Here is a 22,522-nt window from a genome sequence, read left to right on the forward strand (position 1 = left end):
AACAGGCCAACTTGCCAAGAATTTGCTAGTTCAAAACCTTGTGCTAATGCACCAGCGGCCTGATGACCGATATTGAACATACCAAAAAACATTGCAGGGAACGTCGCCATCCACACTAAAATCATCATGCGTTTTAGGTCGATGTTATCACGAACGTGTGTCGCGCCTTTATTTACGTGACCAGGGGTATAAAAAATAGTTGCAGCTGCTTCATACAGCGCATAAAACTTTTCATGTTTACCACCGGCTTCAAAATGCGGCTCGATATCTTCTAGAAATTTCTTTAAACCCATCTCTCTAGCCTTCCTTCTCGATCGTAGTCAAGCAATCGCGTAGGATTGAACCATACTCGTATTTGCCTGGACAAACGAAGGTACATAACGCTAAATCTTCTTCATCAAGTTCAAGCGCCCCTAATGAAATTGCACTATCCAAATCACGGGCAATTAAGTCACGTAATAAAGGCGTTGGCAAAATATCTAAAGGCATAACACGCTCATAGCTACCAAGTGGTACCATGGCACGTTTTGAACCACCTGTTGACGTTGTCATTTTAAATAAACGACTCGGTGTAAGGTGTGATAAGAAAGTACGTGTTACTGAGAATTTATCTGTGCCTGGAGCAATCCAACCAAACAACTCTTTTTCGCGACCTTCAAGTAATACCGATACTTGAATGTGGTAACGACCTAAGAATGCTTGAGGACCTTGTGAAGTAGCGCCCGCTAAAACAGAGCCAGAGATAACACGGTTATCGCCGTCTTCTAATTCGCCTGCAACTAAATCATCTAAAGCAGCACCCAGTTGAGTTTTCACTAAACGCGGGTTTTTAACACGCGGACCAGCAAGAGAAATCACACGGTCTGTGCTAATTTCACCAGTTAGGAATAAGTGACCAAAGGCAATAACGTCTTGGTAACCGATATGCCAAACTTGCTTGCTTACCGATACTGGATCTAAATGATGGATATGTGTGCCAACAAGGCCAGCCGGATGTACGCCACCAAACTCATGTACTTCTACTTGAGGAATTGATGAGCTAGGTACTTGGCTACCTGCTTGTTTACAAACAAATACCTTACCATCGGTCAGACGTGATACCACAGCTAAACCTGCTTCAAATGCTTGTACATTTTCAGCAATAATCACTGCAGGATCTGCAGCAAGAGGGTTAGTGTCGATAGCCGTCACAAAGATCGAACTAGGATTTGCATCCACAGCTGCTACTTTGCTGAATGGGCGAGCACGTAATGCTGTCCATTGACCTGACTGGATTAGTACTTCTTTGGCTTTTTCACGATCGAGACTCGAAAGTTGCTCAGTCGAGAAAGCGTCAAAGGTGATTTGCTCACTGCCGTTTATTTCAATAACGACAGATTGCAGCACACGTTTTGCACCACGATTAATTTCTTTTACTGTACCAGCAGCTGGAGCAGTAAATAATACACCTGGATTCTTTTTGTCTTCAAAAAGTACCTGGCCTTTTTTAACTTGGTCATCCACACGAACATGCATGGTTGGACGCATACCAATAAACTCTTCACCTAGCACAGCTACACGTTTGACGGTAGAACCATCATGAATAACTTGCTGAGGCGCGCCCTCTATGGGTAAGTCCAGACCTTTTTTTATGTTGATCATACGCACTTGCACTACATTAACGGAAAGAAACTGAAAAATCGTACCGACCACGTCGCTTTTCTTGATAACCCTAAGCCAAATTCAAGATAACGAAGAACCGCCTGTTTAAATTACAAAACAAGCAACGCAGTAAAATTCCTCACATATATTGCCCGAATTTTAACATCAATCAGGGTCACTATGCGAGTGTAATTATGAAATTTATACGACAGGAGCAGTTATTTAACCTATTAGCCGCATTTGAATAAAATTCAATATAGACCAAAGTGCTATTGCTTGCGAGGTGGGATGGAAATTAATCCGCTAAATAACGATAAAGTAAAATTTATCAATAAAAAAAGTCGCCATAGCGACTTTTCAAATAAACATGGCTGAATTAATCAATCATGTTAGCTATAGCGGCAACTGGATCGACATCTTGTTCATAATCAACAGCATCAATACCAAACCCAAATAAACGTAAAAACTCATTGTGGTAACCCACGTAATCAGTTAATTCGTCTATTGTTTCTGTGGTTACGCTGTCCCACACAGTTTGAATACGCGCTTGTACATCATCTTCCAGCTCTTTGTAGTTTTGGAATAAATGACCGCCGTCATCAAAGCGTGGTGAGTCTCCATAAAGGTTCTCAGTAAATAACGCGTGAATTTGCTCGATCGTGCCTTCATAGGTCCCATCCGCTTTCATTACTTTAAATAGCGCTGAAATATAAAGCGGCATAATAGGAATTGCAGAACTTGCTTGGGTGACCACTGCATTTAATGATGATACATAAGCTTCACCGTTTAATGCTTTAGTTGATTCTTTGATTGCTACGGTTGCGCGATCTAAATCTTCTTTCGCTTTACCAATAGTCGCGTGACCGTAAATTGGCCATGTTAGTTCTTTACCGATATAAGTATAAGCACTGGTTTTAAAGTTATCAGCTAGTACATCAGCCTCTTTTAATGCATCAATCCACATTTCCCAGTCTTCGCCGCCCATCACTTTAATAGTGTTATCAATATCATCTTGGTTTGCAGCTTCTACGGTAATAGCATCAATTTCACGTTTTGAGGTGTTTAAGTTTTTAGTCGTAACTGAGTTACCAATTGGCTTAAGCGTTGATGAGTAAACTTCGCCGGTATTTGGATCAGTTCGACGCGGCGATGCAAGGCTGTATATAACTAGGTCTACTTTGCCTAAATCCGCTTTAATTGTATCAATCGCTTTTTGTTTGATTTCGTTAGAGAACGCATCGCCATTAATATTTTTTGACCATAAACCTTCAGCGTCTGCGGCCGCTTGAAATGCAGCAGTATTATACCAACCTGCAGAACCGGTTTTACGCTCAGTACCTTCTTTTTCGAAGAAAACACCTAAAGTTTTAGCACCGCCACCAAATGCAGCAGTAATACGAGATGCAAGGCCATAGCCAGTTGAAGCACCGATAACTAATACATTTTTAGGGGCATTTTTTAATGCGCCTTGTTGTTTTACATAGTTAATTTGTTCTTGTACGTGCTCTGCACAACCTACTGGGTGGGCGTTAGTACAAATGAAACCGCGAATTTTAGGCTTAATGACCATTGATCATCCTATATTTATCTCAATAAAAATTAGCGCTAGTTTAAAGGCTAATTGTAAAAATACAGGTCTGATGAGTTTTGTGTACTCTCAGACCTTGCCGTTAATCTAATTTAGAGCCACCTAAACAAGTCGGTGAGTCAGCAACCTGACCACTTTGCTCTGTAAATTCATCAGGAGTAAAAGTATGGATAGCCAATGCATGAATATGATTCGCTAACTCATCTTTTAGCACTTCATTAATTTGACGATGGCGTTGCAATAAACGTTTACCGCTAAACTCTTCACTTACTACAATCACTTTAAAGTGTGAATCGCTACCACGACTATGCATATGGCTTTCGTTCACCACATTAAGGTGCTTACACGCAATCGCATCAGCTAACTTGCTTTCAATCTGTTGTTGCATTGACATAAAACACTCATATTTTACTGGTTATTTATGTGCTTACTATATCAAGGCCACTACTATAAAGGCCAACAAATATTCATTTTTGAAAAATTGTTCGAAAAGTTAAGTTGATTCGAGGGTGTGCCAAACGTGTTTGTTTAGGAAGCGCATGTAGATATTGTTGCTGGCTAAGTCCATTCATAACCAAGCAACTCCCGCTGTGTAACGTAAGCGAAGTGACTTCCTTGGTTACTTTATGTTTTATTTTAAATACTCGTTCAGCCCCTAATGAAATCGATACAATAATAGGCTCATGGCCAAGTTCTGCTTCATCATCGGCGTGCCAGCCCATGCAATCATTCCCATCACGGTATAAGTTAACCAATAAGGCATTAAATCCAACATCAAATTGTTTATTTAATCGTAGTCGCATGGCATCTAATACATCTGGCCATGGTTCAACATTTAATGTCGAACCAGAATAACCGTAACGCACACCAGCATCAGCAATAAAACATTGCATACGTGGAATGGGATTCGTTTTCCCAAACACGGTCGTTTTTGGTTGCTGCCAAGTCAGTGAGTCGCGTAAATAGTAGAATAAATCGAGACTTTTTTGCGCACTTAACGCTTTTGCTTGGTAGTAAAAGCCATTTGGTAACATATGGGGGTTGGCCTTTTGCCGTTGCATGTTAGAATTTACCTATCATTTGATTACTGATCACTAACTATTATGACCACGCAAGCACAGTTCGGCGATAAAACATTTACTCTTGAACGTTTTCCATTGGATCAAAAAAACCGTAGCTTACAAGCTTGGGATTCAGCAGACGAGTACCTAATTGACTATGTTACTGAACATTATCCTGATTGTCGCTCTTTGCTGATTTTAAATGATAGTTTTGGAGCCTTGTCTTGTTATTTTAGTAAACAACAATTAACGGTTTGTTCAGTAAACGATTCTTATATTAGCCACCAAGCGGCGGCTTACAACTTAGCAGAAAATAAAATACCAACCACCGCATTTAGCCAGCTAGATAGCTTATCGGCTTTGCCTGAACACGTTGATTTAGTTATCTTAAAAGTGCCACGCACATTAGGCTTCTTGCAATATCAATTATCTGAGCTCAGCGAAGTACTTGCACCTGGCACTCCGGTTATTGGCGCAGCAAAAACCAAAGATGTACATAATTCAACAATTAAAGCATTCGAGCAATTTATTGGTGAAACTAAAACTAGTTTAGCAGTGAAAAAATCTCGCCTAATTATTAGCCAAGCGGAAGGTGGTTATAAAGCTGCTGATTTTCCTGTTAATTGGCCTCTTGAAGGCACTGATTTTACCATTAGTAATCACGCCAATGTGTTCTCGCGGGATTCTCTGGACATTGGTGCACGGTTCTTTTTTGACTTTTTACCACAAACCAATAAAGCAAAAAGTATTATTGATCTAGGTTGCGGTAATGGTGTGGTGGGTTTGATGACACTCGCACGCTGCCCTAACGCTGAAGTTACCTTTGTGGACGAATCATATATGGCGGTTGAATCAGCACGATTAACTGTAGAGCTCAATATGGAAGATAAGTTTGAGCAATGCCGCTTTATTGAAAATGATTGCTTAACGGGCTTTGAACGTGAAAGTGTCGATGTAGTGTTATGTAATCCGCCTTTTCACCAAGCACAAGCCGTGACAGATCACATTGCATGGCAAATGTTTAAACAAGCCAAAGACACATTAAAAAATGGCGGAGAATTACGTATTATTGGTAACCGCCACCTGGACTACCATGACAAACTAAAACGTATGTTTGGCAATTGTGAATTACTTGGTTCAAATAAAAAGTTTGTAGTATTAAGTGCCACTAAAAATAATGGAATGCTATAGCTATGATGAAATATGTTTTACCTTGTTGTGCTTTATTATCACTGTCGGCTTGCAGTAGTCAGCCTAATCAATTGATCTTAAATCCGCTCTATCAAGGTGGCAAATTAAGCTCAATTAATCAAAGTTTAAGTACCAGTGTTATTGATCTTAGAGGTGACCCAGCAACATTAAAATTAATAACCTCAGACAAAACCCAAACAATTGCCAGCCAAGGCCTTACTGAATCAATTAAAAGTGCCCTTGATAGCGCTCTTAGCCGAAACGGTGCAAGCATTTCAAATCTTGCGACTACTCGTTTTGAAGTTGATATTCATACACTGCAAGCCGTAGTAACTGAAAAAATGATGTCGCATACCAGCAATGCAAAGATTGAATTAGGTGTGCGTGTTATTCGCAGCGATAGTAACTTCAGTAAAATTTACCGTGGTAATGCAAGCCTTGAAGGACCACTAGGTCACGATAGAGCAAAAATTGAAGGACAACTCAATAAGTTGACTGAGCAGTTAATTACCCGCATGGTATCAGATCCTGAATTACTCGCATTTTTAGAAGGTTAACCATGAAACGTCTATTTTTATTATTTATATTAGTGCAACTTAGCCAAACCGTAATGGCAGCGACCGAAGGACGCTTTGTGCAAAAAAACAATATGTTCCCACGAGTTGAAATAACCACCACAATGGGGAAAATTATAGTCGAGATGGATCGCTCAAAAGCCCATATCACCGTCAATAATTTTTTAACTTACGTGATGGATGGCAGCTATAAAGGCACCGTATTTCATCGTGTTGAACGTGATGTAGAAAACGACCGAGACTTTGTCATTCAAGGTGGTGGTTACGATAGAAATTACGACGGCGTTTATGAAGGCGATCCAATCTTTAATGAAAGCGGTAACGGTTCAAAAAACGATATGTACAGTATTGCCATGGCCTATCAAGATCGTCAACCTCATTCTGGTACTCGTCAGTTTTTCTTTAACATGGACAATAACGACCACCTAAACCCTGGTAAAGACTGGGGCTTTGCCGTGTTCGGTATGGTAATGGAAGGCTACGAAACGCTTGATAAAATCATGCAAGTTGAAACGGGATTTAATGAAAAAATTGGTTATGACTTTGTACCAAAAACCCCGGTTGTTATTTTAAATATAACTGTATTAGAGCCAACCCCACTATAACAATAAAAATAGCGGCCAAACCGCTATTGCCAATGAAGGCGTTATGACTAAAAGCTTGTCGGTATCAGAATATTTTTCGTACTTTAAAGATAAACGACTTATAAATGTGTTTATTTTTGGTATGAGCAGCGGTTTTCCTTGGGTCCTCATAGGCTCCGTGATGTCTGCGTGGCTAAAAGATGAAGGCCTCAGTCGCAGCATGATTGGCTTATTTGGCATTGTATTTGGTGCTTACAGCATTAATTTTTTATGGTCACCCTTAGTCGATAGAATACAGCTGCCGTTGCTATATAACTGGCTAGGCCAGCGCCGTAGTTGGATACTATTTTGCCAATGCTTTATTTTGCTCGGAGTTATTTTACTGGCAGGATTAGATATCACCGCGCATTTAGCCATCGCAGCTGCGTTATGCTTATTAATTGCTATCGCCTCAGCGACTCAAGATATTGCTATTGATGCTTTTCGTATCGACACCCTCAGTGAAAACGAAAGCCATAAAGCAACCGCCGCAGCAGCGATGGCTACTTCTGGTTGGTGGAGCGGTTATGCTCTGCTAGGTGCTATTCCGTTTTATATGGCAGATATGCCAAGTATTGACTGGCCACAAGTGTATTACTTTTTAGCTATTGTGATGTTATTACTTATGAGTTGTGTATTTTGGGCAAAAGAACCTGAATCTAACCGCGAAGTTGTTCATGCTGAACTAGAACGTATTTATCGGCAAAAGCTGGCGCTTGGTAAGCAAACACAATTAACTAAAGTTGCAGCATGGTTGGCTGTTACTGTACTTGATCCTTTTAAAACATTCTTCGCTCGTAATGGCGTGAAGACTGCACTTGCGCTGCTCGCTTTTATCTTTTTATTTAAAATTGGTGAAGCATTTTTGGCCCGTATGTCGATTGTGTTTTATAAAGAAGTCGGCTTTTCAAACACTCAAATAGCAAACTATTCAAAGCTCGGCACGGGGCTTATCACCATTGTGTTCGCATTTTTAGGCAGTATTTTTAATCACAAGTACGGCATCGTTAAAGGTTTGTTTATTAGCGGTGTGGCAATGGCAGCATCTAACTTAATGTTTTCTTGGATCGCTCTCGCAGGCCCGCAAGAACATTTGTACGCAATGGCAATTGTCGTCGATGGCTTTACTCAAGCATGGTCATTAGTTGCTATGGTAGCATTTATATCTATGCTATGTGATCGCGCTTTTAGCGCAACACATTATGCTTTATTAGCGTCATTGGGGAATTTAGGACGAACCTTACTTTCAAGTTACAGTGGTGTGGTGATTGATGATTGGTTAGGTGGGAATTGGTCGTTATTTTTTATTTTGACTGCCTTGATGGTAATACCATCACTGATATTTTTATATCTTATTCGGCATAAATTGTATGAGTTAGAAAATAGTTACCACGGTAGGAATTAACAAGGGAAAGAAATCATTTCACATCAATGAGAGCGCTTCCCTGCGCTTACAAAAAGAAACTAAATATTAGTCTTCTTTTAATAAGCCTAAACCTTCATACGGGTCGACTTCTAATGCATCACAATAACGTAAAAATTCAATTACGTCTAAACGGCGCTCTTGGTTTTCAATTTTGCCAATAAATGAATGTGGTGTACCAAGTACTTGAGCAAGGCTACGCATTGTGTGACCTTTCTCGTGACGCTTAGTTTTAAGCCACTTGGTTAGTTTTGAGTTTTCTTCAGAAGAAACTGTTTTACCCATCATAAAAAACATCTCCTACTAGATGATTTAAAGTTAATTAATTAAGAGTGAAATTTGCCCGTCTCGCTCTTGGATACATTATATACTATTCAGACTCATGTGAAATAACTAATTTCAGCCGAGTACCCATTTAAGGAACCAGCTATTATAGATGAGCAGCTTTATTGTTAAAGTCACAACAAAACGCACGTTCTATAATTAGTTCCTTTTTAATGTAACAAATAATTAATTTAAATAAACCTTTTTTATGATTAATTATTTTTGACTTATAAATTAAATAGTTACATTATTAACTGTCCCTTTATTGTTAGGAGCAAGCGTTTATGTTCAGATTATTGTTTTTACTACCCATTATCCTCTGCTTAGTTTGGTACTTTTTTCTTAAATCAAATGGCGTACCGATCAAAAAAGGTAAGAAAGGCTTTATATATATTTTAGCGTTTTCTGCAATAGTGTTAGGTTTTTTTATTCTAATGCTCCAAGTCACTCACCCTACATAAATGAGTGACTTAAGCTAAAGTAAGCCAATTTGACGTTCACTTAGCATCTATAAACAAAAAATAAGCGCTAAAGTCAGCAAGGTTACAAAGCTCAGATCAGCAACAACAGCATCAGTTAATGAAATAATAGCTACGCAGTAATTTTAGATAAGAAGATTTTTTAGGTAATAAAAAAGCCGCTAGCTGCGGCTTTAATCAATTGCTTTAAACGCTGAAACTAGCGCCACACCCGCAGGTGGTAGTTGCATTGGGATTGGAAACAAAAAAGCGTGCGCCTTCAAGTCCTTCGGTGTAATCCACCTCACCATCAACTAAATATTGAATACTCATTGGGTCAACCACTAAGGTTACGCCATTTTTTACAATTTCTAAATCGCCTGGGTTTGCTTTTTCATCAAAAGTAAAACCATATTGGAAACCTGAACAACCTCCGCCTGTTACATAAACACGCAGTTTTAGATCTGGATTTTCTTCTTCGTCGATTAACTGTTTAACACGAACAGCAGCTGCATCGCTGAACTTAATGGGTAATTCTTCTGACATACCATAACCCTCTATACCTACATTGCTTTGATTATCTAATACCCGAGTGTTTTAATCAAGTATAGTAAACAACTACTAATTTCTTCTATAACTAGGTTGTCATCAGGAAAACCGATCCATCTTCAATAAGCTTGATCAAAAGTCACTTCTAGAGCTGACAATTTCACCTCGCATGTAATAGTGCTTTTTATCTAGCGCATCTGAATTTGTACTTTCATCATAATCAGTTACTGCAAAGCTCTCGACATCTGCATCATAGATGCGCTGAACACCATCAGACTGGCTATAATGATATACACCACTTTTATCCTTAATATAATTTCGCTCAATTTCCTCGAAAGAGTCAGGATCAAGCCCGTTTATTGCGCTGGTTTCATTTCCAGATAAATAATAAATATTACTTTTATCGCGAGCGAACTCATAGCTTGTAGTGAGTATTTCAAACGTCTGCAAGTCGGCCTCCGGTACAATAATATTTTCGCCATAAAAAATGTGGTTTTTATCTTTGGCATAACCGCTAAATAACGGTGTAAAAGAGTCGAAATCAACAGCTTTCAATATTTCATCATCATAGTAAACTGTATATTTCCCTTCTGTTTCTGAATAATTCCATTGTGGGAAGTTATCATCAAAATTTGAAAATGTTCGGGGATTTGCAGCTTCTATAATTTGATTTCTCAAGACCACTTGAGTGTCATTAAGCCAATATAATTTGTGACTGATTAATTGCCCTTTAATATTACGAGGGTCAACATCAGAAACCCGCTTCCCAAAATAATAAAAACTATGATTGTCGCTGGCATATAGTGACGTTGAATGTTCATTTTCATAGTCTTTGCTATCATAAGTAATGAAGCTATCAGGGTCTGCACCTGAAATCACTGTACCACTAAAATACACTGTATTATTAACAACAGCATAGCCACTATTTGGCACCCCTTTAATCATGTTAATAAACAAACTTGAATACCCAAAAACTACAAAAACAATGCAAACAACGACGGCACTTATTTTAGCTAATAAAAAACTGTTAATGCCTAAATAATTAATACCAAACAACCCAAATAAAATGAAGATGCCTACTGGGAAAAGCAAAAATAACATTACACTCAAAACTGCCGCTTTATTATCCACAGCTCCAGGAGCTGCAAGCATCATCGGTGACATCATCACCATTAAAGGCCAAGCCATTAATGCAAATGTAGTTATAATACTTAATAGTAGGTGCATAAAACCCTTCCAAAATTGAATATCCGTTTCTATGAGTTTGCAACTTACCCAAAGCCTTACTAAATATCAATTTGCTTTAAGTGAAATACCAGTAAAAATCTCAAGGACTTCCATTAACTATTTTGATAAACTGCCCGCTGAAATAGGTGGCGAGGAAATATGCATGTGGCTTGAAACGCTTAGGCGTCGCTTGGCAAAGCCAAAAACATCGGTGCAATTGTGCTTACTCGGCGTAAGTGCTGGACTCATTGCGGCGTTTTTGATCATTCTATTTCGCTTAACTATTCTATTTTTCCAAGGTTTGTTCCTTGAAAATCCTGACGATTTTACTACCTTACCGCCTCTTGAGCGGGTGTTAATGCCTATTATTGCTGCCTTCTTAATTGCGCTATTTGCTGCTTTGACTGGTTTTAAACATTATCGATTAGGTATTCCCTTTGTTATTCACCGTATTAAACGCCATTACGGGCAAATGCCGTTATACAACACGGTAAATCAATTTGTCGGTGGTGCACTGGCATTGATCAGTGGTTTCTCGGTTGGCCGTGAAGGGCCATCTGTACATATGGGCGCAACCGGTGCAAGTTTGCTGGCCGATAAATTACATTTGCCTCATAACGCCATGCGGACACTCAGCGGTTGCGGGGTTGCAGCTGGTATTGCCGCATCATTTAATACACCACTTGCAGCTGTTATTTTTGTGATGGAAGTGGTGCTTAGGGAATACAAAGTACATATATTTGTGCCAATAATGCTCGCTGCAGTCACTGGTGCACTGGCGACGCAGTTTGTATTTGGTGACGCATCAGAATTAGCACTGATCACAGTGACGGCATTAAGTGGCTGGCACTATCCATTTTTAATCCTGTTTGGTATGGCTTTGGGCGCGGTTGCTTATGCTTTTAACCAAAATCTAATGTTGATCATTCGTACCTTCAAACCTTTGAGTATGTTTCCACGTTTATTGCTGGCAGGTCTGATTGCTGGCGGCATTGCTTATATGGTGCCACAAGCGATGGGTTCTGGTATGAGTGCAATAACTTTGGCCGTAGAAAGCCCTGATGATGTGCAACTATTAACCACTATTTTAATTGCTAAATTACTGGCGACATTATTTGCAATTGGCTTGGGTATTCCCGGCGGGATCATTGGCCCAGTGATTGGTTTAGGCGTACTGATGGGCACTTTAATGGCCTTTTTTGCACAATTTATTAGTCCCGGCGTTGATATCTCTGGTACTTATAGCGTCTTAGGCATGGCAGGCTTATTAGCCGCCACCTTACATGCTCCACTGGCTGCTTTAACGACGGTAATGGAGTTAACCTCAAGTCCTGAAATAATCGTGCCGGCCATGTTAGTTATCTCAGCGGCATACGTCACCGCATTACAAGTATTTGGCAATCGGTCGATATTTTTACAGCAGCTCGACTTTCAAGGTTTAGCCTATCATGTCTCCCCTGCCACCGAAGCACTGCAAAAAGTCGGGGTAATGGACGAGATGGATGAAAACTTCAAACTACTCTATTCAGATGATAAAGAACAAATAGAAAGCACCTTAAATGCTGTTGATAGCCAAACCCCGTTAATTGTTTATGATCCTGAAAATGGTTATCGCCTTGCAGAATATGATTTAAGTTTAATGTCAGATCAAAATATTTCGATCAACTACATCAGCTTGCAAGGGATCAGCAGTCAAGCTACTTTGGCCGATGTGTTTGATGTATTAAAAGATAAGCGCAGCGGAGCTGTGTATATTTATAACTTACTCGATAATCAACAAATTATGGGAATAATGCGCTGGGATCAGATCCGCCACATTCTTACCATACGTAATAGCTTACTGTAACTAACAATAAGAGAACATTATGAGCGCGCTACTGATCTACAAAGCCTTACATGTATTTTTTATGATTGCCTGGTTTGCTGGCATATTTTACTTACCCCGCCTCTTTGTTTATCACGCTATGAGCGAAGAAAAGTCCTGTAACTCCATGCTCAAAGTGATGGAGCGACGGTTACTGTATTTTGTGACGCCATTTGCAGTACTAACGGCGGTGTTTGGCGTGCTGACAATTGTTGAATATGGCCGCGACTGGTTTAAATACAGCATGTGGATGCACTACAAACTAGTATTAGTGATCGTGCTATACATTTACCATGGCTATTGTTTTAAATTACTAGCGGACTTTAAACACGACCGTAATACTCGCAGCCACCGCTTTTATCGTATTTTTAACGAACTACCGGTATTAGTGCTATTAGTCATCGTATTTTTAGCTATAACTAAACCCAGCTTGTAAAATTTGCTATATACCCAAACCACTTCAAGATGCAGAAACTCGCTTCTTGAGGTGGTTTGGGTATAATATCGCGCGATTGCGTGCCCATCGATGATGGTTGATCGCGCCCCCTTTTCAATGTGATAGGAACAGCCCCCATGTTAAGTTTCCAAGGTGAAAATATTCTTTCTGTCAATCAGCTCGATCGCGACTGTATTGAACGTATTTTTGCAGTAGCCAAAAAAATGGAGCCGTATGCTAAAAAGCAAAAACGCACCAATGTATTAGAAGGCGCAATCTTAGCAAACTTATTCTTTGAGCCAAGTACCCGTACCCGCGTAAGCTTTGGTACAGCCTTTAATTTATTAGGTGGTTTGGTTCGTGAAACAACGGGGATGCAAAGCTCTGCATTAGCCAAAGGCGAGTCTTTATACGATACCGCGCGCGTTATTTCAGCTTACGCCGATGCGGTCGCTATGCGCCATCCTGATGCAGGCTCAGTGGCTGAATTTGCTACTGGCTGCTCAGTGCCAGTGATCAATGGTGGCGATGGCCCTAACGAGCATCCAACTCAAGCATTACTTGATTTATTGACAATTGAGCGTGAACTACATCGCTTCGATCAAAAAATAGATGGTATGCATATCGCCCTTGTTGGTGATTTAAAATACGGCCGTACCGTGCATTCATTATCAAAATTATTATGTCATTATAAAGATATAAAATTTTCGATGGTGGCACCTGATGGCTTACAAATGCCTAGCTATATTCTTGATGCCGTCGATAATGCGGGCCATAAAATTGAAATCGTCGATAAAATGGAAGGTAACTTAGCCGCCGATATCGTCTATCAAACCCGTATCCAAGAAGAACGCTTCCCATCGCAAGAAGAAGCCAATAAATACCGTGGTGGTTTTAGAATTAGCCAATCAATTTATAACACCCACTGCAAACCAAACTCCGTGTTAATGCACCCATTACCACGCGATAGTCGTATAGAAGCAAATGAGCTTGATAACGATTTAAACCTTAATGACAATTTAGCTATTTTCCGCCAAGTACAAAATGGCGTGTTAATTCGCATGGCGCTGTTTGCATTGACACTCGATGTTGCCGATAAAGTAGAGCAATACGAAGTTGCTGTGCCTTGGTTTAGCCGTAAACGCGATAGTTAATTTTAACGTGACAACTAATAGGATTTTTTATGACAATTAGCCAAGATTTATTTGCCCGCGCACAACAATCAATTCCCGGTGGCGTTAACTCTCCAGTACGTGCATTTAATGGCGTTGGCGGCACACCGCTATTTATTACCAAAGCCCAAGGCCCATTTACATTTGATGCTGACGGCAACCGTTATATTGATTATGTTGGCTCATGGGGCCCGATGATCATGGGTCATAATCACCCAGCTATCAAACAAGCAGTGCTTGATGCGGTAGAAAATGGCCTAAGTTACGGTGCGCCAACAGAAGCTGAAATTCTAATGGCTGAAAAAGTAAAAGAGCTAGTACCATCAATCGAAAAAGTTCGTATGGTAAGTTCTGGCACAGAAGCGACCATGAGTGCAATTCGCCTTGCTCGCGGCTTTACTGGCCGCGATAAAATTTTAAAGTTTGAAGGCTGTTACCACGGACATGCTGATTCATTATTAGTGAAAGCTGGCTCTGGCGCATTGACTATGGGCGTACCAAACTCGCCAGGTATCCCTGAAGATTTTGCCAAGCATACATTAACTGTTTCGTTTAATAACCTTGATGAAGTAAAAGCTATTTTTGCCAAATACGCTGACGAAATCGCCTGTATTATCGTAGAGCCAGTTGCTGGTAACATGAACTGTATTCCACCAGTACCGGGCTTTTTAGAAGGCCTGCGTGCAGTATGTGATGAATATAAATCAGTGCTTATTTTTGATGAAGTAATGACCGGCTTTCGCGTAGCCCTAGGTGGTGCACAAGCCTATTACAACATCATTCCAGACTTAACCTGTTTAGGTAAAGTGATTGGCGGCGGCATGCCAGTAGGCGCGTTCGGCGGTAAAACTGAGATCATGGATTACATCGCTCCTGTTGGCCCAGTTTACCAAGCAGGCACTTTATCAGGTAACCCAATTGCTATGGCTGCGGGTCTAAAATCGCTTGAGTTACTGTGCGTTGAAGGACTACATGCTGATCTTGAAGCAAAAAGTAAAGCAATCTGTGAAGGTTTTGAAGCCGCAGCAAAAGCTGCAGGCATCGCCCTAACAACTAACTATGCCGGTGGTATGTATGGTTTCTTCTTTACTGAACAAGAGAAAGTAACCACTTACCAACAAGCAACTCAGTGCGATTTAGAACGCTTTAAAAAGTTCTTTCACTTGATGCTTGAAGAAGGCGTGTATTTAGCACCATCAGCATTTGAAGCTGGTTTTGTTTGCTCTGAACACTCTGAGCAAGAAATTGCCGATACAATTGCAGCAGCAAAAAGAGCTTTTGCTAAGCTTTAAACTATTAAACATAGAAAAGCCCGCAAGGGCTTTTTTTATGTCTAAAATAAACACCTGCTCCAGTAATTACTTTACTGACAGCTTGACCTAAGTTCATAATATGCGATCAAGTGTTTAAAAATGGCATACCCCATGAAATAAATACTATCTTAAAAAGTGCAGAGTAACATATGAGAAATATTACAAACCAAAGACAAGTATTGCATAGCTTTTAAAGTAACAGTCTGGATCTATACTTGAAGCGAAAAGTGATTTAAAAGAAGTAAATCTCTTTGCAGAACAAGCATAAAACTCAGCGCAATCAATATTAATTAATGTCAAACAGCTCCAAGAAATGTCAGAAACATTCACCAAAACAATGAACTATTTAAAATCATAGCAAGATAATAGCTGCGAAAGTTATTGCTGCTTCATTCCCGTTGCTGATGCAGCAGACGTTCTTAAAAGTTCATCTGCTCGCTCTTTTTCTCTTTTTCGTTGCGCTGCAGTAGTGCAGCGTTTTCTTTTAAGCTTTGAACCTGCGATAGCTTCCATATCACACTTGTAACTGTTCGTACTTGCTATTTCTTGCTCTTTCGCACTTTGGCTATCTGCCTTATTTGGTGTGCTACCACAAGCTGCAATTAACGCTACTAAGATAAGTAAAATACTCGTTTTCATCTTTTTTCCCTAAAAGTTTTATTCCTACACGGTGTAGGTTTAAGGAACATATCTTTAAAGCGTAAACTAGTCAATACTCAATTTTGCAGTGCTAGTAGAATCAAATTAGTTTTAACACCTGCTTTGTTATGTATTTAAAACAACCTAAATATCGTAATCAAGAGCAGCTTAGTTACAGCTTGGCCTTGGCTCAAATTCACTGGCTCTAAGTGGCAGTTGAATTACTTTACCGCAGCCCGGTGGCGCTTGCTTACCCGTTAATTCATTAATAAAAGCCCAGCGAATTGAAGGCGGACGAGTATCTGCTATTGCCTCAGGGTTGAGCGGCTTAAGATAACGAATATACGTTTCTAATGCACCAACACTGCCCGTTAAGCCTGTACTTTTATTATCATCACGACCAAGCCAAGCAACGGTTACTGTATTTTGATCAAACCCTGCATACCAACTATCACGTAGATCATTACTGGTGCCCGTTTTACCAGCCAGCTGAATTGATGGGAAATGGGCATTTAAACGTTTAGCAGTGCCATCTTTAGTGACTCGCTTCATCGCGTATTTAGTCATATAAACAGCGGCTTTATCAAAACGCGGTTCAGAACTAACTTGGTGCTGATAAAGCACCCGCCCAACAGAGTCGGTTAATGCCGAAATAGATGTTAATTGACGGTATTCGCCATCAGCCGCCAACGTGGTATAAAGCTGTGCGACTTCAAAGCTCGACATTTCAACGGCACCAAGCAGTAATGATGGATAATGTGATATTTGCTCTTTAGCGCCGAGTTTATTAAGTGTATTCGCGACTTTATCAACCCCGACATCAAGTCCCAAGTTGACCGCAGGAATATTGATACTTTGACTAAACGCTTTATATAGTGGCAGCATACCGCGATATTGATGATCAAAATTCTCTGGTTGCCATACTTTGCCTTGCTCATTAGTCACTTGTACTGGCGAGTCATCTAACAAAGTAGCTAAGTTATAATGCGGTAAACCCAAAGCTGTCAAATACACAGCCGGTTTAACTAACGAGCCTATGTTGCGCTTAGTATCAAGTACGCGGTTAAAACCTAAAAAGCGCGGATCGCGTCCCGCAACTAAAGCAGATATACCGCCTTTCTCTACATTCACTGAGATCATCGCCGCTTCAAGCTGCTCTGTCGTGGCGCGTTTTTCAAGGTAAGGTAGGCTTTTTTCAATTGCCTCTTCCATTGCCGCTTGTTTTTGGAGATCAAAATAAGTGAATACACGCACGCCCGCATCGAGTACTTCTTGGTCCGGTAGTAATTTTTTCAGCTCACGATCCACCAGCTCTAAATAACCAGGATACGATTTAGGCAAGCTGTCTTTCATAGGTGCAATATCAATTGGCCGCTTTAATGCAGCACGGTATTCGCGGGTATCAATTAATTTATTATCAACCATCAAACGTAGCACTAAATCACGACGTTCCATAGTGCGTTCAGGATAACGGCGTGGATTATAATATGAAGGGCCTTTCACCATCGCAACGAGTAGTGCAATTTGATCGAATTCAAGCTCATCAACAGGCTTAGAGAAGTAAAACTCAGAAGCTAAGCCCATGCCATGCACACCTTGGTTATACGATTGACCAAGGTATACTTCGTTTAGATAAGCTTCTAAAATTTGATCTTTTGAATAGCGATAATCTAAAATTAACGCGATCAACGCTTCGTTAAATTTACGGACCAGCGTACGATCACGGGTTAAATAAATATTTTTTGCCAGCTGCTGGGTTAACGTACTACCGCCTTGAACTGTACGCCCTGCTTTAATATTGCTGTATAAAGCCCGCATAATCGAAAACACGGATACACCGTGGTGCTGATAAAAGTTCTGATCTTCAACCACTAATAATGTATCTGTAAGCATCGGCGGGAATTTATCCAACGGCACAAACTCTCGATCTTGTTTTGAATCATTGCCTATGCGCGCAATTTGTACTGGCTCTAATCGAGCATTGTTTAAACGCCTGCCAAACTTATCTTTAATACTCGCGAGTTTTTGTCCTGCAAAGCGTAACTCAATAACCTGTGCTTGCTCTAAGCCATCATAAAATTCAAATTCACGACGGAAGATTTTAATACTATCGCCCGCCTTTACATACTGACCGGTACGACTTAACTGATTGACTGATGAATAGTTTAGCCTATCCAGTTCCCACACAACTTCTTGACTAGATAAGAATTGTCCAGGGTAAAAACCCATTGCTCGTGCATAAACTTGTGCTGGTAATTGCCATTTATTGCCTTCAAATTGACGCGTAATTTTGGCGTCCAGATAAATTAAATATAAGCCCATCGCAACAATGCCAGCTAAGCTTAGTTTCCAAAAAATAGACCAGACTTTGCGACCAATTCCACGTTTTTTTATATTCGCTGCAGACGTATTTTTAGTCGAAGTTTTTTTCACCGACTTAGACGCTGTGCTTGGTGCTTTCTTTGCCGGGCGTTTTGATGGAGTTTTAGTGGAGCGGGAGTCTTTTTTATCAGCCATTGACGTTGCTATTTATTTCCAGAGTTTAATTTACAGGTGCGAGCTTAGCATATAGCTATATACCCAAGCCACCTCAAGATGCAGAATTCAGCGTTTCACAGGGGCTTAATATCAAGGCGTTACTTTGCAAGAATGGTAATCCCTTTTAAGAAGTAACAACGATGAGAGTAAGTTCCTGTGAAACGCCCAAGGGGTTGGTTTAAATGCGATTTATACTGCGTTATTGATTTTAGCAATAGAACCACTATTACTTGCAATCAATGCCTTACCTAAATCGCTTTTAATTCCAACTGAAACTCGCTTCTTGAGGTGGTTTGGGTATATTACACCTGCAAAATTAACCTTGACTGAAACTACTTGCCCCGAACTTTGGGCATTAAATTTTTTAACCTCAGTTGCGGTGGCTTCATTTTAGCGTGTACACAACCACAATGAGTGGATCATTGCCGGTATAAAAAATATAAAGCACAAGACAATATTAATAATCAAATCTTTACCCACACCCGCTTTCAAAAACACAGCAACAGGTGGTAAAAATATAGACAAAATAATCAGTAATAGTTTGTTATCCATGCTTAACCTTATTTGTAGTTGGAGTGATTTTAAGCATAGTTACTTATTGTGATTTTTGCTGTTTTAATAAACTTTAATTAAAAAAATTTAGCCTCTGCGTATATACAAAAAAAGCCCTAATCTAAATTAGGGCTTTGCTTTGAACACACAATGATTTTAAAACTTTTTACTTTTACTTAGTTACTGCGTACCGAAACAAACTCAGGGTAAGCATCAATGCCACAATCGTGTTGATCCATACCGTTTAGTTCTTCTTCTTCTGTTACCCGGATCCCCATGGTTTTCTTCAGTATTGTCCACACAATAAGTGAAGCAATAAATACAAAACCTAAGATACATACTAAGCCAATTAACTGGTTAACTAGGGTTGCATCAGTATTTGATACTGGCACTAAGATAATACCCAAGATACCGCACACACCGTGCACTGAGATAGCACCTACAGGGTCATCAATTTTAACTTTGTCTAGTGCAACAATACTGAACACCACTAATGAACCACCTAAAATACCCAGTAAACAAGCAAGTAAAGGCGACGGTGATAATGGATCTGCGGTGATAACAACCAAGCCAGCAAGCGCACCATTAAGTACCATAGTTAAATCTGCTTTACCCCATAACACTTTACAAACAAACAGTGAAGCAATGGCACCGGTTGCCGCAGCAGCGTTAGTATTTAATAATATTTTACCAACTGCAGTCGCGTTTTCAGCATCAGAGATAAGTAGTTGTGAACCACCATTAAAGCCAAACCAACCCATCCATAAAATAAATGTACCTAATGTAGCCAATGGTAAGTTAGAGCCTGGAATTGGATAAATTTCACCATTTTTACCATATTTACCTTTGCGAGCGCCGAGCATTAATACACCGGCAAGTGCTGCAGCAGCACCTGTGCCGTGAACAATGGCTGAGCCTGCAAAATCAACAAAACCCATTTCAGATAAGAAACCGCCACCCCATGTCCAGTAACCTTCAACTGGGTAGATAAAACCAGTTAACACTACCGCAAAGGCTAGAAAAGCCCACAACTTCATGCGTTCAGCAACCGCACCCGATACAATCGACATAGCGGTTGCAACAAATACGACTTGAAAGAAAAAGTCAGATTCTAAAGAATGATTAGCATCAGCGGCTTGGGTGCCAATAAGCCCACCTAGAGATGGAATTAAGCCACCTTCAGCGTTGTCTACATACATAATGTTGTAGCCAACTAGTAAGAACATGGTACATGCGATGGCATAGAGCGCCACGTTCTTAGTTAAAATTTCAGTGGTATTTTTTGAACGCACTAAGCCCGCTTCGAGCATGGCAAAACCTGCTGCCATCCACATTACTAAAATACCCGACATTAAAAAATAAAATGTATCTAACGAAAACTTGAGTTCTACGATCGTGTTTTCCATAAAGCCCCCTTAAATTGCTTCTTCATCTAATTCACCCGTACGGATACGGACAATTTGATCTAAGTCGTAAACGAAAATTTTGCCGTCGCCAATTTTGCCTGTTGATGCAATTTTGGTAATGGTCTCAACGACCCGTTGACAATTTTCGGTACGAGTAGCAATTTCCAGTTTAATTTTAGGAATAAAATCAACCTGATATTCAGCTCCGCGATACAACTCTGTATGACCGCGTTGACGACCAAAACCTTTGACGTCAACAACTGTCATCCCCTCAATGCCTAAATCAGCTAGCGCTTCTCGCACATCATCTAATTTAAATGGCTTTATTATTGCACTAATCATTTTCATAGTGGCCCCCTTCGGACGCTTATTGTTATCCTGTTTGCTAAGACAATCCAACCTTTGTGCCACTATTTTTAACGTTTTAAAAACAACAAATTACATAATAAAAACAAATTAACCGCATAAAAAATGCACCATACAGGTGCATTTTTTTAACATCTTAACTGTACTGGTGCAGCAATCTAGTTTTGTCTGACGACACAGTCTCTACTTTGTTCTTTAGCTTGATACAAAGCTTTATCAGCTAAGCGCATGGCACTTGTTAACGTAACATTTTGAAATTTTGTTAAACCAATACTCACCGTAATTGCAAATGCATCACCATTGATCACAAAATCATACTCAGACAACCGCACTCTAAACGCTTCAAGTAACGGGTAAGCTTGATCTAAATCTACATCAGTTAATACAATGGCAAACTCTTCCCCCCCCACGCGTGCAACGGTAAAATCTTTAAACGAACTACGTAATAAAGACGCCACTTGCTTTAATGCCTGATCTCCGGCTTCATGGCCAAATTTATCATTGATTGCTTTGAAAAAATCAATATCAAGTAATGCTAAACTATTGTTACGCGAGGTTTCTTTTAGCCGTTTTTCAGCAAATTGATAAAAATAACGGCGATTATAAAGGTTGGTTAAATCATCGCGAAAGGCACTTTCTTTAATATCTGCGATCAGTGACAGCTGCTCCATAGTCTGTAATACACGACAATGAAACTCTTCATTCATAAAGGGTTTGGTTAAAAAATCATTCGCGCCGAATTTAATAAACCGTGCTGATAAACCATGCTTACCCGCACCTGATAAGCCAATAATCGCTAAATCATCACGACCACGAAAATTTCGCACCGCTTTAACAAGCTCAAAACCATCCATTGTCGGCATCGCATAATCAGTTAGTAATAATTTAATCTCTGGATCATTTTTCAGTATTTTTAAAGCTTGCTCACCATCATGCGCATCTTGTACATCAAATAGCTGTTTTTCGAGCATTTGTTTCATTAATGAACGGCTTAAACGAGAATCATCAGCAATTAAGGCTTTGCAACCTTGATTACGTAATAGCTGAGCGACTAATTTAACCGCATAATGGTAAGAATCACGATTATCTTTTATTACATAATCGACTACCCCAAGCTCTAATATTTGCTGGCGTTTATATTCATCAATGGTAGATGTTAGTACTACGGTAGGGATCATTTGGTCTAAAGTATATTTAACAACTTCGCCATTCATCGCATCAGGCAGGGTTAAATCGACCAAAGCAAGCGTATACTGATGTTTTGCAATGAATTCTTTGGTCTCGGCAAGTGACCAAGCAAAATCGACAGCAACATCAAGATAATGAGCTGATAAGTGCCGCAAAACCTGCTGGACCACTTTACTATCTTCAACAACTAAAACTCTTTGCATATATCTTCTCTACACTTCAGGTGGACATTGCGAGGGTAAACTTTTTACGAGTAAAAACTAAAAGTCATAATAAGCAGTAATATACTTTATTATCAGCTTGAGCAAAATATATTGCTGAATATATACGCATAAAATAGAGTATTTACGTTACTGATAATATTTATGTCTAATGCTCACCGATTAAT

22 protein-coding genes are annotated in these 22,522 nt (G+C 39.9%); 8 read left to right on the forward strand and 14 right to left on the reverse strand.

Annotated elements, in window-relative coordinates; translation table 11 throughout:
• The 5 genes from H5232_RS14835 to H5232_RS14855 all read right to left on the reverse strand — a co-directional run.
• Positions 1-293 (reverse strand): RnfABCDGE type electron transport complex subunit D (locus H5232_RS14835; RefSeq protein ID WP_182831130.1); only part of this gene is annotated, 293 nt, incomplete at its 3' end.
• Positions 294-297: 4 nt separating this feature from the next.
• The gene (locus tag H5232_RS14840; protein WP_145241319.1) at positions 298-1,641 is read right to left on the reverse strand and encodes a Na(+)-translocating NADH-quinone reductase subunit A; all 1,344 of its coding nucleotides are present in this window, start codon (positions 1,639-1,641) and stop codon (positions 298-300) included.
• A 376-nt stretch (positions 1,642-2,017) separates the two neighbouring features.
• Positions 2,018-3,211, reverse strand: a complete 1,194-nt coding sequence (gene fabV, locus H5232_RS14845; protein WP_182740360.1) for an enoyl-ACP reductase FabV — start codon at positions 3,209-3,211, stop codon at positions 2,018-2,020.
• A gap of 100 nt (positions 3,212-3,311) precedes the next feature.
• The gene (locus tag H5232_RS14850) at positions 3,312-3,623 is read right to left on the reverse strand and encodes a BolA family transcriptional regulator (RefSeq protein WP_145241315.1); all 312 of its coding nucleotides are present in this window, start codon (positions 3,621-3,623) and stop codon (positions 3,312-3,314) included.
• A 73-nt stretch (positions 3,624-3,696) separates the two neighbouring features.
• The gene (locus tag H5232_RS14855; RefSeq protein WP_182719114.1) at positions 3,697-4,290 is read right to left on the reverse strand and encodes an alpha-ketoglutarate-dependent dioxygenase AlkB; all 594 of its coding nucleotides are present in this window, start codon (positions 4,288-4,290) and stop codon (positions 3,697-3,699) included.
• A 42-nt stretch (positions 4,291-4,332) separates the two neighbouring features.
• Here H5232_RS14855 and H5232_RS14860 point away from each other — a divergent pair, with 42 nt between their 5' ends.
• The 4 genes from H5232_RS14860 to H5232_RS14875 are packed head-to-tail and all read left to right on the forward strand — an operon-like array spanning position 4,333 to position 8,084.
• The gene (locus H5232_RS14860; protein WP_145241311.1) at positions 4,333-5,481 is read left to right on the forward strand and encodes a methyltransferase; all 1,149 of its coding nucleotides are present in this window, start codon (positions 4,333-4,335) and stop codon (positions 5,479-5,481) included.
• Positions 5,482-5,483: 2 nt separating this feature from the next.
• Complete coding sequence (locus H5232_RS14865) at positions 5,484-6,038, forward strand: YajG family lipoprotein (RefSeq protein WP_182731490.1); 555 nt, start codon at positions 5,484-5,486, stop codon at positions 6,036-6,038.
• Between the two features lie 2 nt (positions 6,039-6,040).
• A complete protein-coding gene (locus H5232_RS14870; RefSeq protein WP_182761753.1) occupies positions 6,041-6,661 on the forward strand; it encodes a peptidylprolyl isomerase in 621 nt (206 codons plus the stop codon).
• 43 nt (positions 6,662-6,704) lie between these two features.
• Entirely contained in the window at positions 6,705-8,084 is a 1,380-nt protein-coding gene (locus tag H5232_RS14875; protein WP_182768067.1) for an AmpG family muropeptide MFS transporter, read from the forward strand.
• 66 nt (positions 8,085-8,150) lie between these two features.
• Here the strand turns inward: H5232_RS14875 and H5232_RS14880 are convergent, their stop codons facing one another.
• The 3 genes from H5232_RS14880 to H5232_RS14890 all read right to left on the reverse strand — a co-directional run bounded on the left by H5232_RS14880 (position 8,151) and on the right by H5232_RS14890 (position 10,660).
• Positions 8,151-8,390, reverse strand: a complete 240-nt coding sequence (locus H5232_RS14880) for a helix-turn-helix domain-containing protein (RefSeq protein WP_016708680.1) — start codon at positions 8,388-8,390, stop codon at positions 8,151-8,153.
• Positions 8,391-9,091: 701 nt separating this feature from the next.
• The gene (gene erpA / locus H5232_RS14885; RefSeq protein WP_058560150.1) at positions 9,092-9,430 is read right to left on the reverse strand and encodes an iron-sulfur cluster insertion protein ErpA; all 339 of its coding nucleotides are present in this window, start codon (positions 9,428-9,430) and stop codon (positions 9,092-9,094) included.
• 135 nt (positions 9,431-9,565) lie between these two features.
• Positions 9,566-10,660 (reverse strand): DKNYY domain-containing protein, encoded by a 1,095-nt coding sequence (locus H5232_RS14890; protein WP_182761755.1) that lies wholly within the window; start codon positions 10,658-10,660, stop codon positions 9,566-9,568.
• A 163-nt stretch (positions 10,661-10,823) separates the two neighbouring features.
• Between H5232_RS14890 and H5232_RS14895 the strand changes: the two genes are divergently transcribed.
• From H5232_RS14895 to hemL, 4 genes are all read left to right on the forward strand, one after another.
• The gene (locus tag H5232_RS14895) at positions 10,824-12,506 is read left to right on the forward strand and encodes a chloride channel protein (protein ID WP_145241292.1); all 1,683 of its coding nucleotides are present in this window, start codon (positions 10,824-10,826) and stop codon (positions 12,504-12,506) included.
• Positions 12,507-12,525: 19 nt separating this feature from the next.
• Complete coding sequence (locus H5232_RS14900; protein WP_145241290.1) at positions 12,526-12,960, forward strand: CopD family protein; 435 nt, start codon at positions 12,526-12,528, stop codon at positions 12,958-12,960.
• 137 nt (positions 12,961-13,097) lie between these two features.
• A complete protein-coding gene (locus tag H5232_RS14905) occupies positions 13,098-14,114 on the forward strand; it encodes an aspartate carbamoyltransferase (protein ID WP_145241288.1) in 1,017 nt (338 codons plus the stop codon).
• Between the two features lie 29 nt (positions 14,115-14,143).
• Positions 14,144-15,424 (forward strand): glutamate-1-semialdehyde 2,1-aminomutase, encoded by a 1,281-nt coding sequence (gene hemL / locus H5232_RS14910; protein WP_149982051.1) that lies wholly within the window; start codon positions 14,144-14,146, stop codon positions 15,422-15,424.
• Between the two features lie 399 nt (positions 15,425-15,823).
• On the opposite strand, the gene H5232_RS14915 is transcribed toward hemL, so the two are convergent.
• The 6 genes from H5232_RS14915 to H5232_RS14940 form a co-directional block, all read right to left on the reverse strand.
• Entirely contained in the window at positions 15,824-16,084 is a 261-nt protein-coding gene (locus tag H5232_RS14915) for a hypothetical protein (protein ID WP_182719120.1), read from the reverse strand.
• A gap of 168 nt (positions 16,085-16,252) precedes the next feature.
• Positions 16,253-18,601, reverse strand: a complete 2,349-nt coding sequence (gene mrcB, locus H5232_RS14920) for a penicillin-binding protein 1B (protein ID WP_182719121.1) — start codon at positions 18,599-18,601, stop codon at positions 16,253-16,255.
• Positions 18,602-19,012: 411 nt separating this feature from the next.
• Complete coding sequence (locus H5232_RS14925; protein ID WP_145241282.1) at positions 19,013-19,174, reverse strand: YqaE/Pmp3 family membrane protein; 162 nt, start codon at positions 19,172-19,174, stop codon at positions 19,013-19,015.
• A gap of 176 nt (positions 19,175-19,350) precedes the next feature.
• Entirely contained in the window at positions 19,351-20,580 is a 1,230-nt protein-coding gene (locus tag H5232_RS14930) for an ammonium transporter (RefSeq protein WP_182719122.1), read from the reverse strand.
• 9 nt (positions 20,581-20,589) lie between these two features.
• Positions 20,590-20,928: a P-II family nitrogen regulator gene (locus H5232_RS14935; protein WP_016708666.1), complete on the reverse strand. Its 339-nt coding sequence runs from the start codon at positions 20,926-20,928 to the stop codon at positions 20,590-20,592.
• A gap of 176 nt (positions 20,929-21,104) precedes the next feature.
• Positions 21,105-22,337, reverse strand: coding sequence for a diguanylate cyclase (locus tag H5232_RS14940; protein WP_182831131.1), 1,233 nt, complete (start codon positions 22,335-22,337; stop codon positions 21,105-21,107).
• Between the last annotated feature and the right edge of the window lie 185 nt (positions 22,338-22,522).

Source organism: Pseudoalteromonas sp. SG41-5 (genome assembly GCF_014164495.1).
In the GTDB taxonomy this organism is placed as follows: domain Bacteria; phylum Pseudomonadota; class Gammaproteobacteria; order Enterobacterales; family Alteromonadaceae; genus Pseudoalteromonas; species Pseudoalteromonas rhizosphaerae.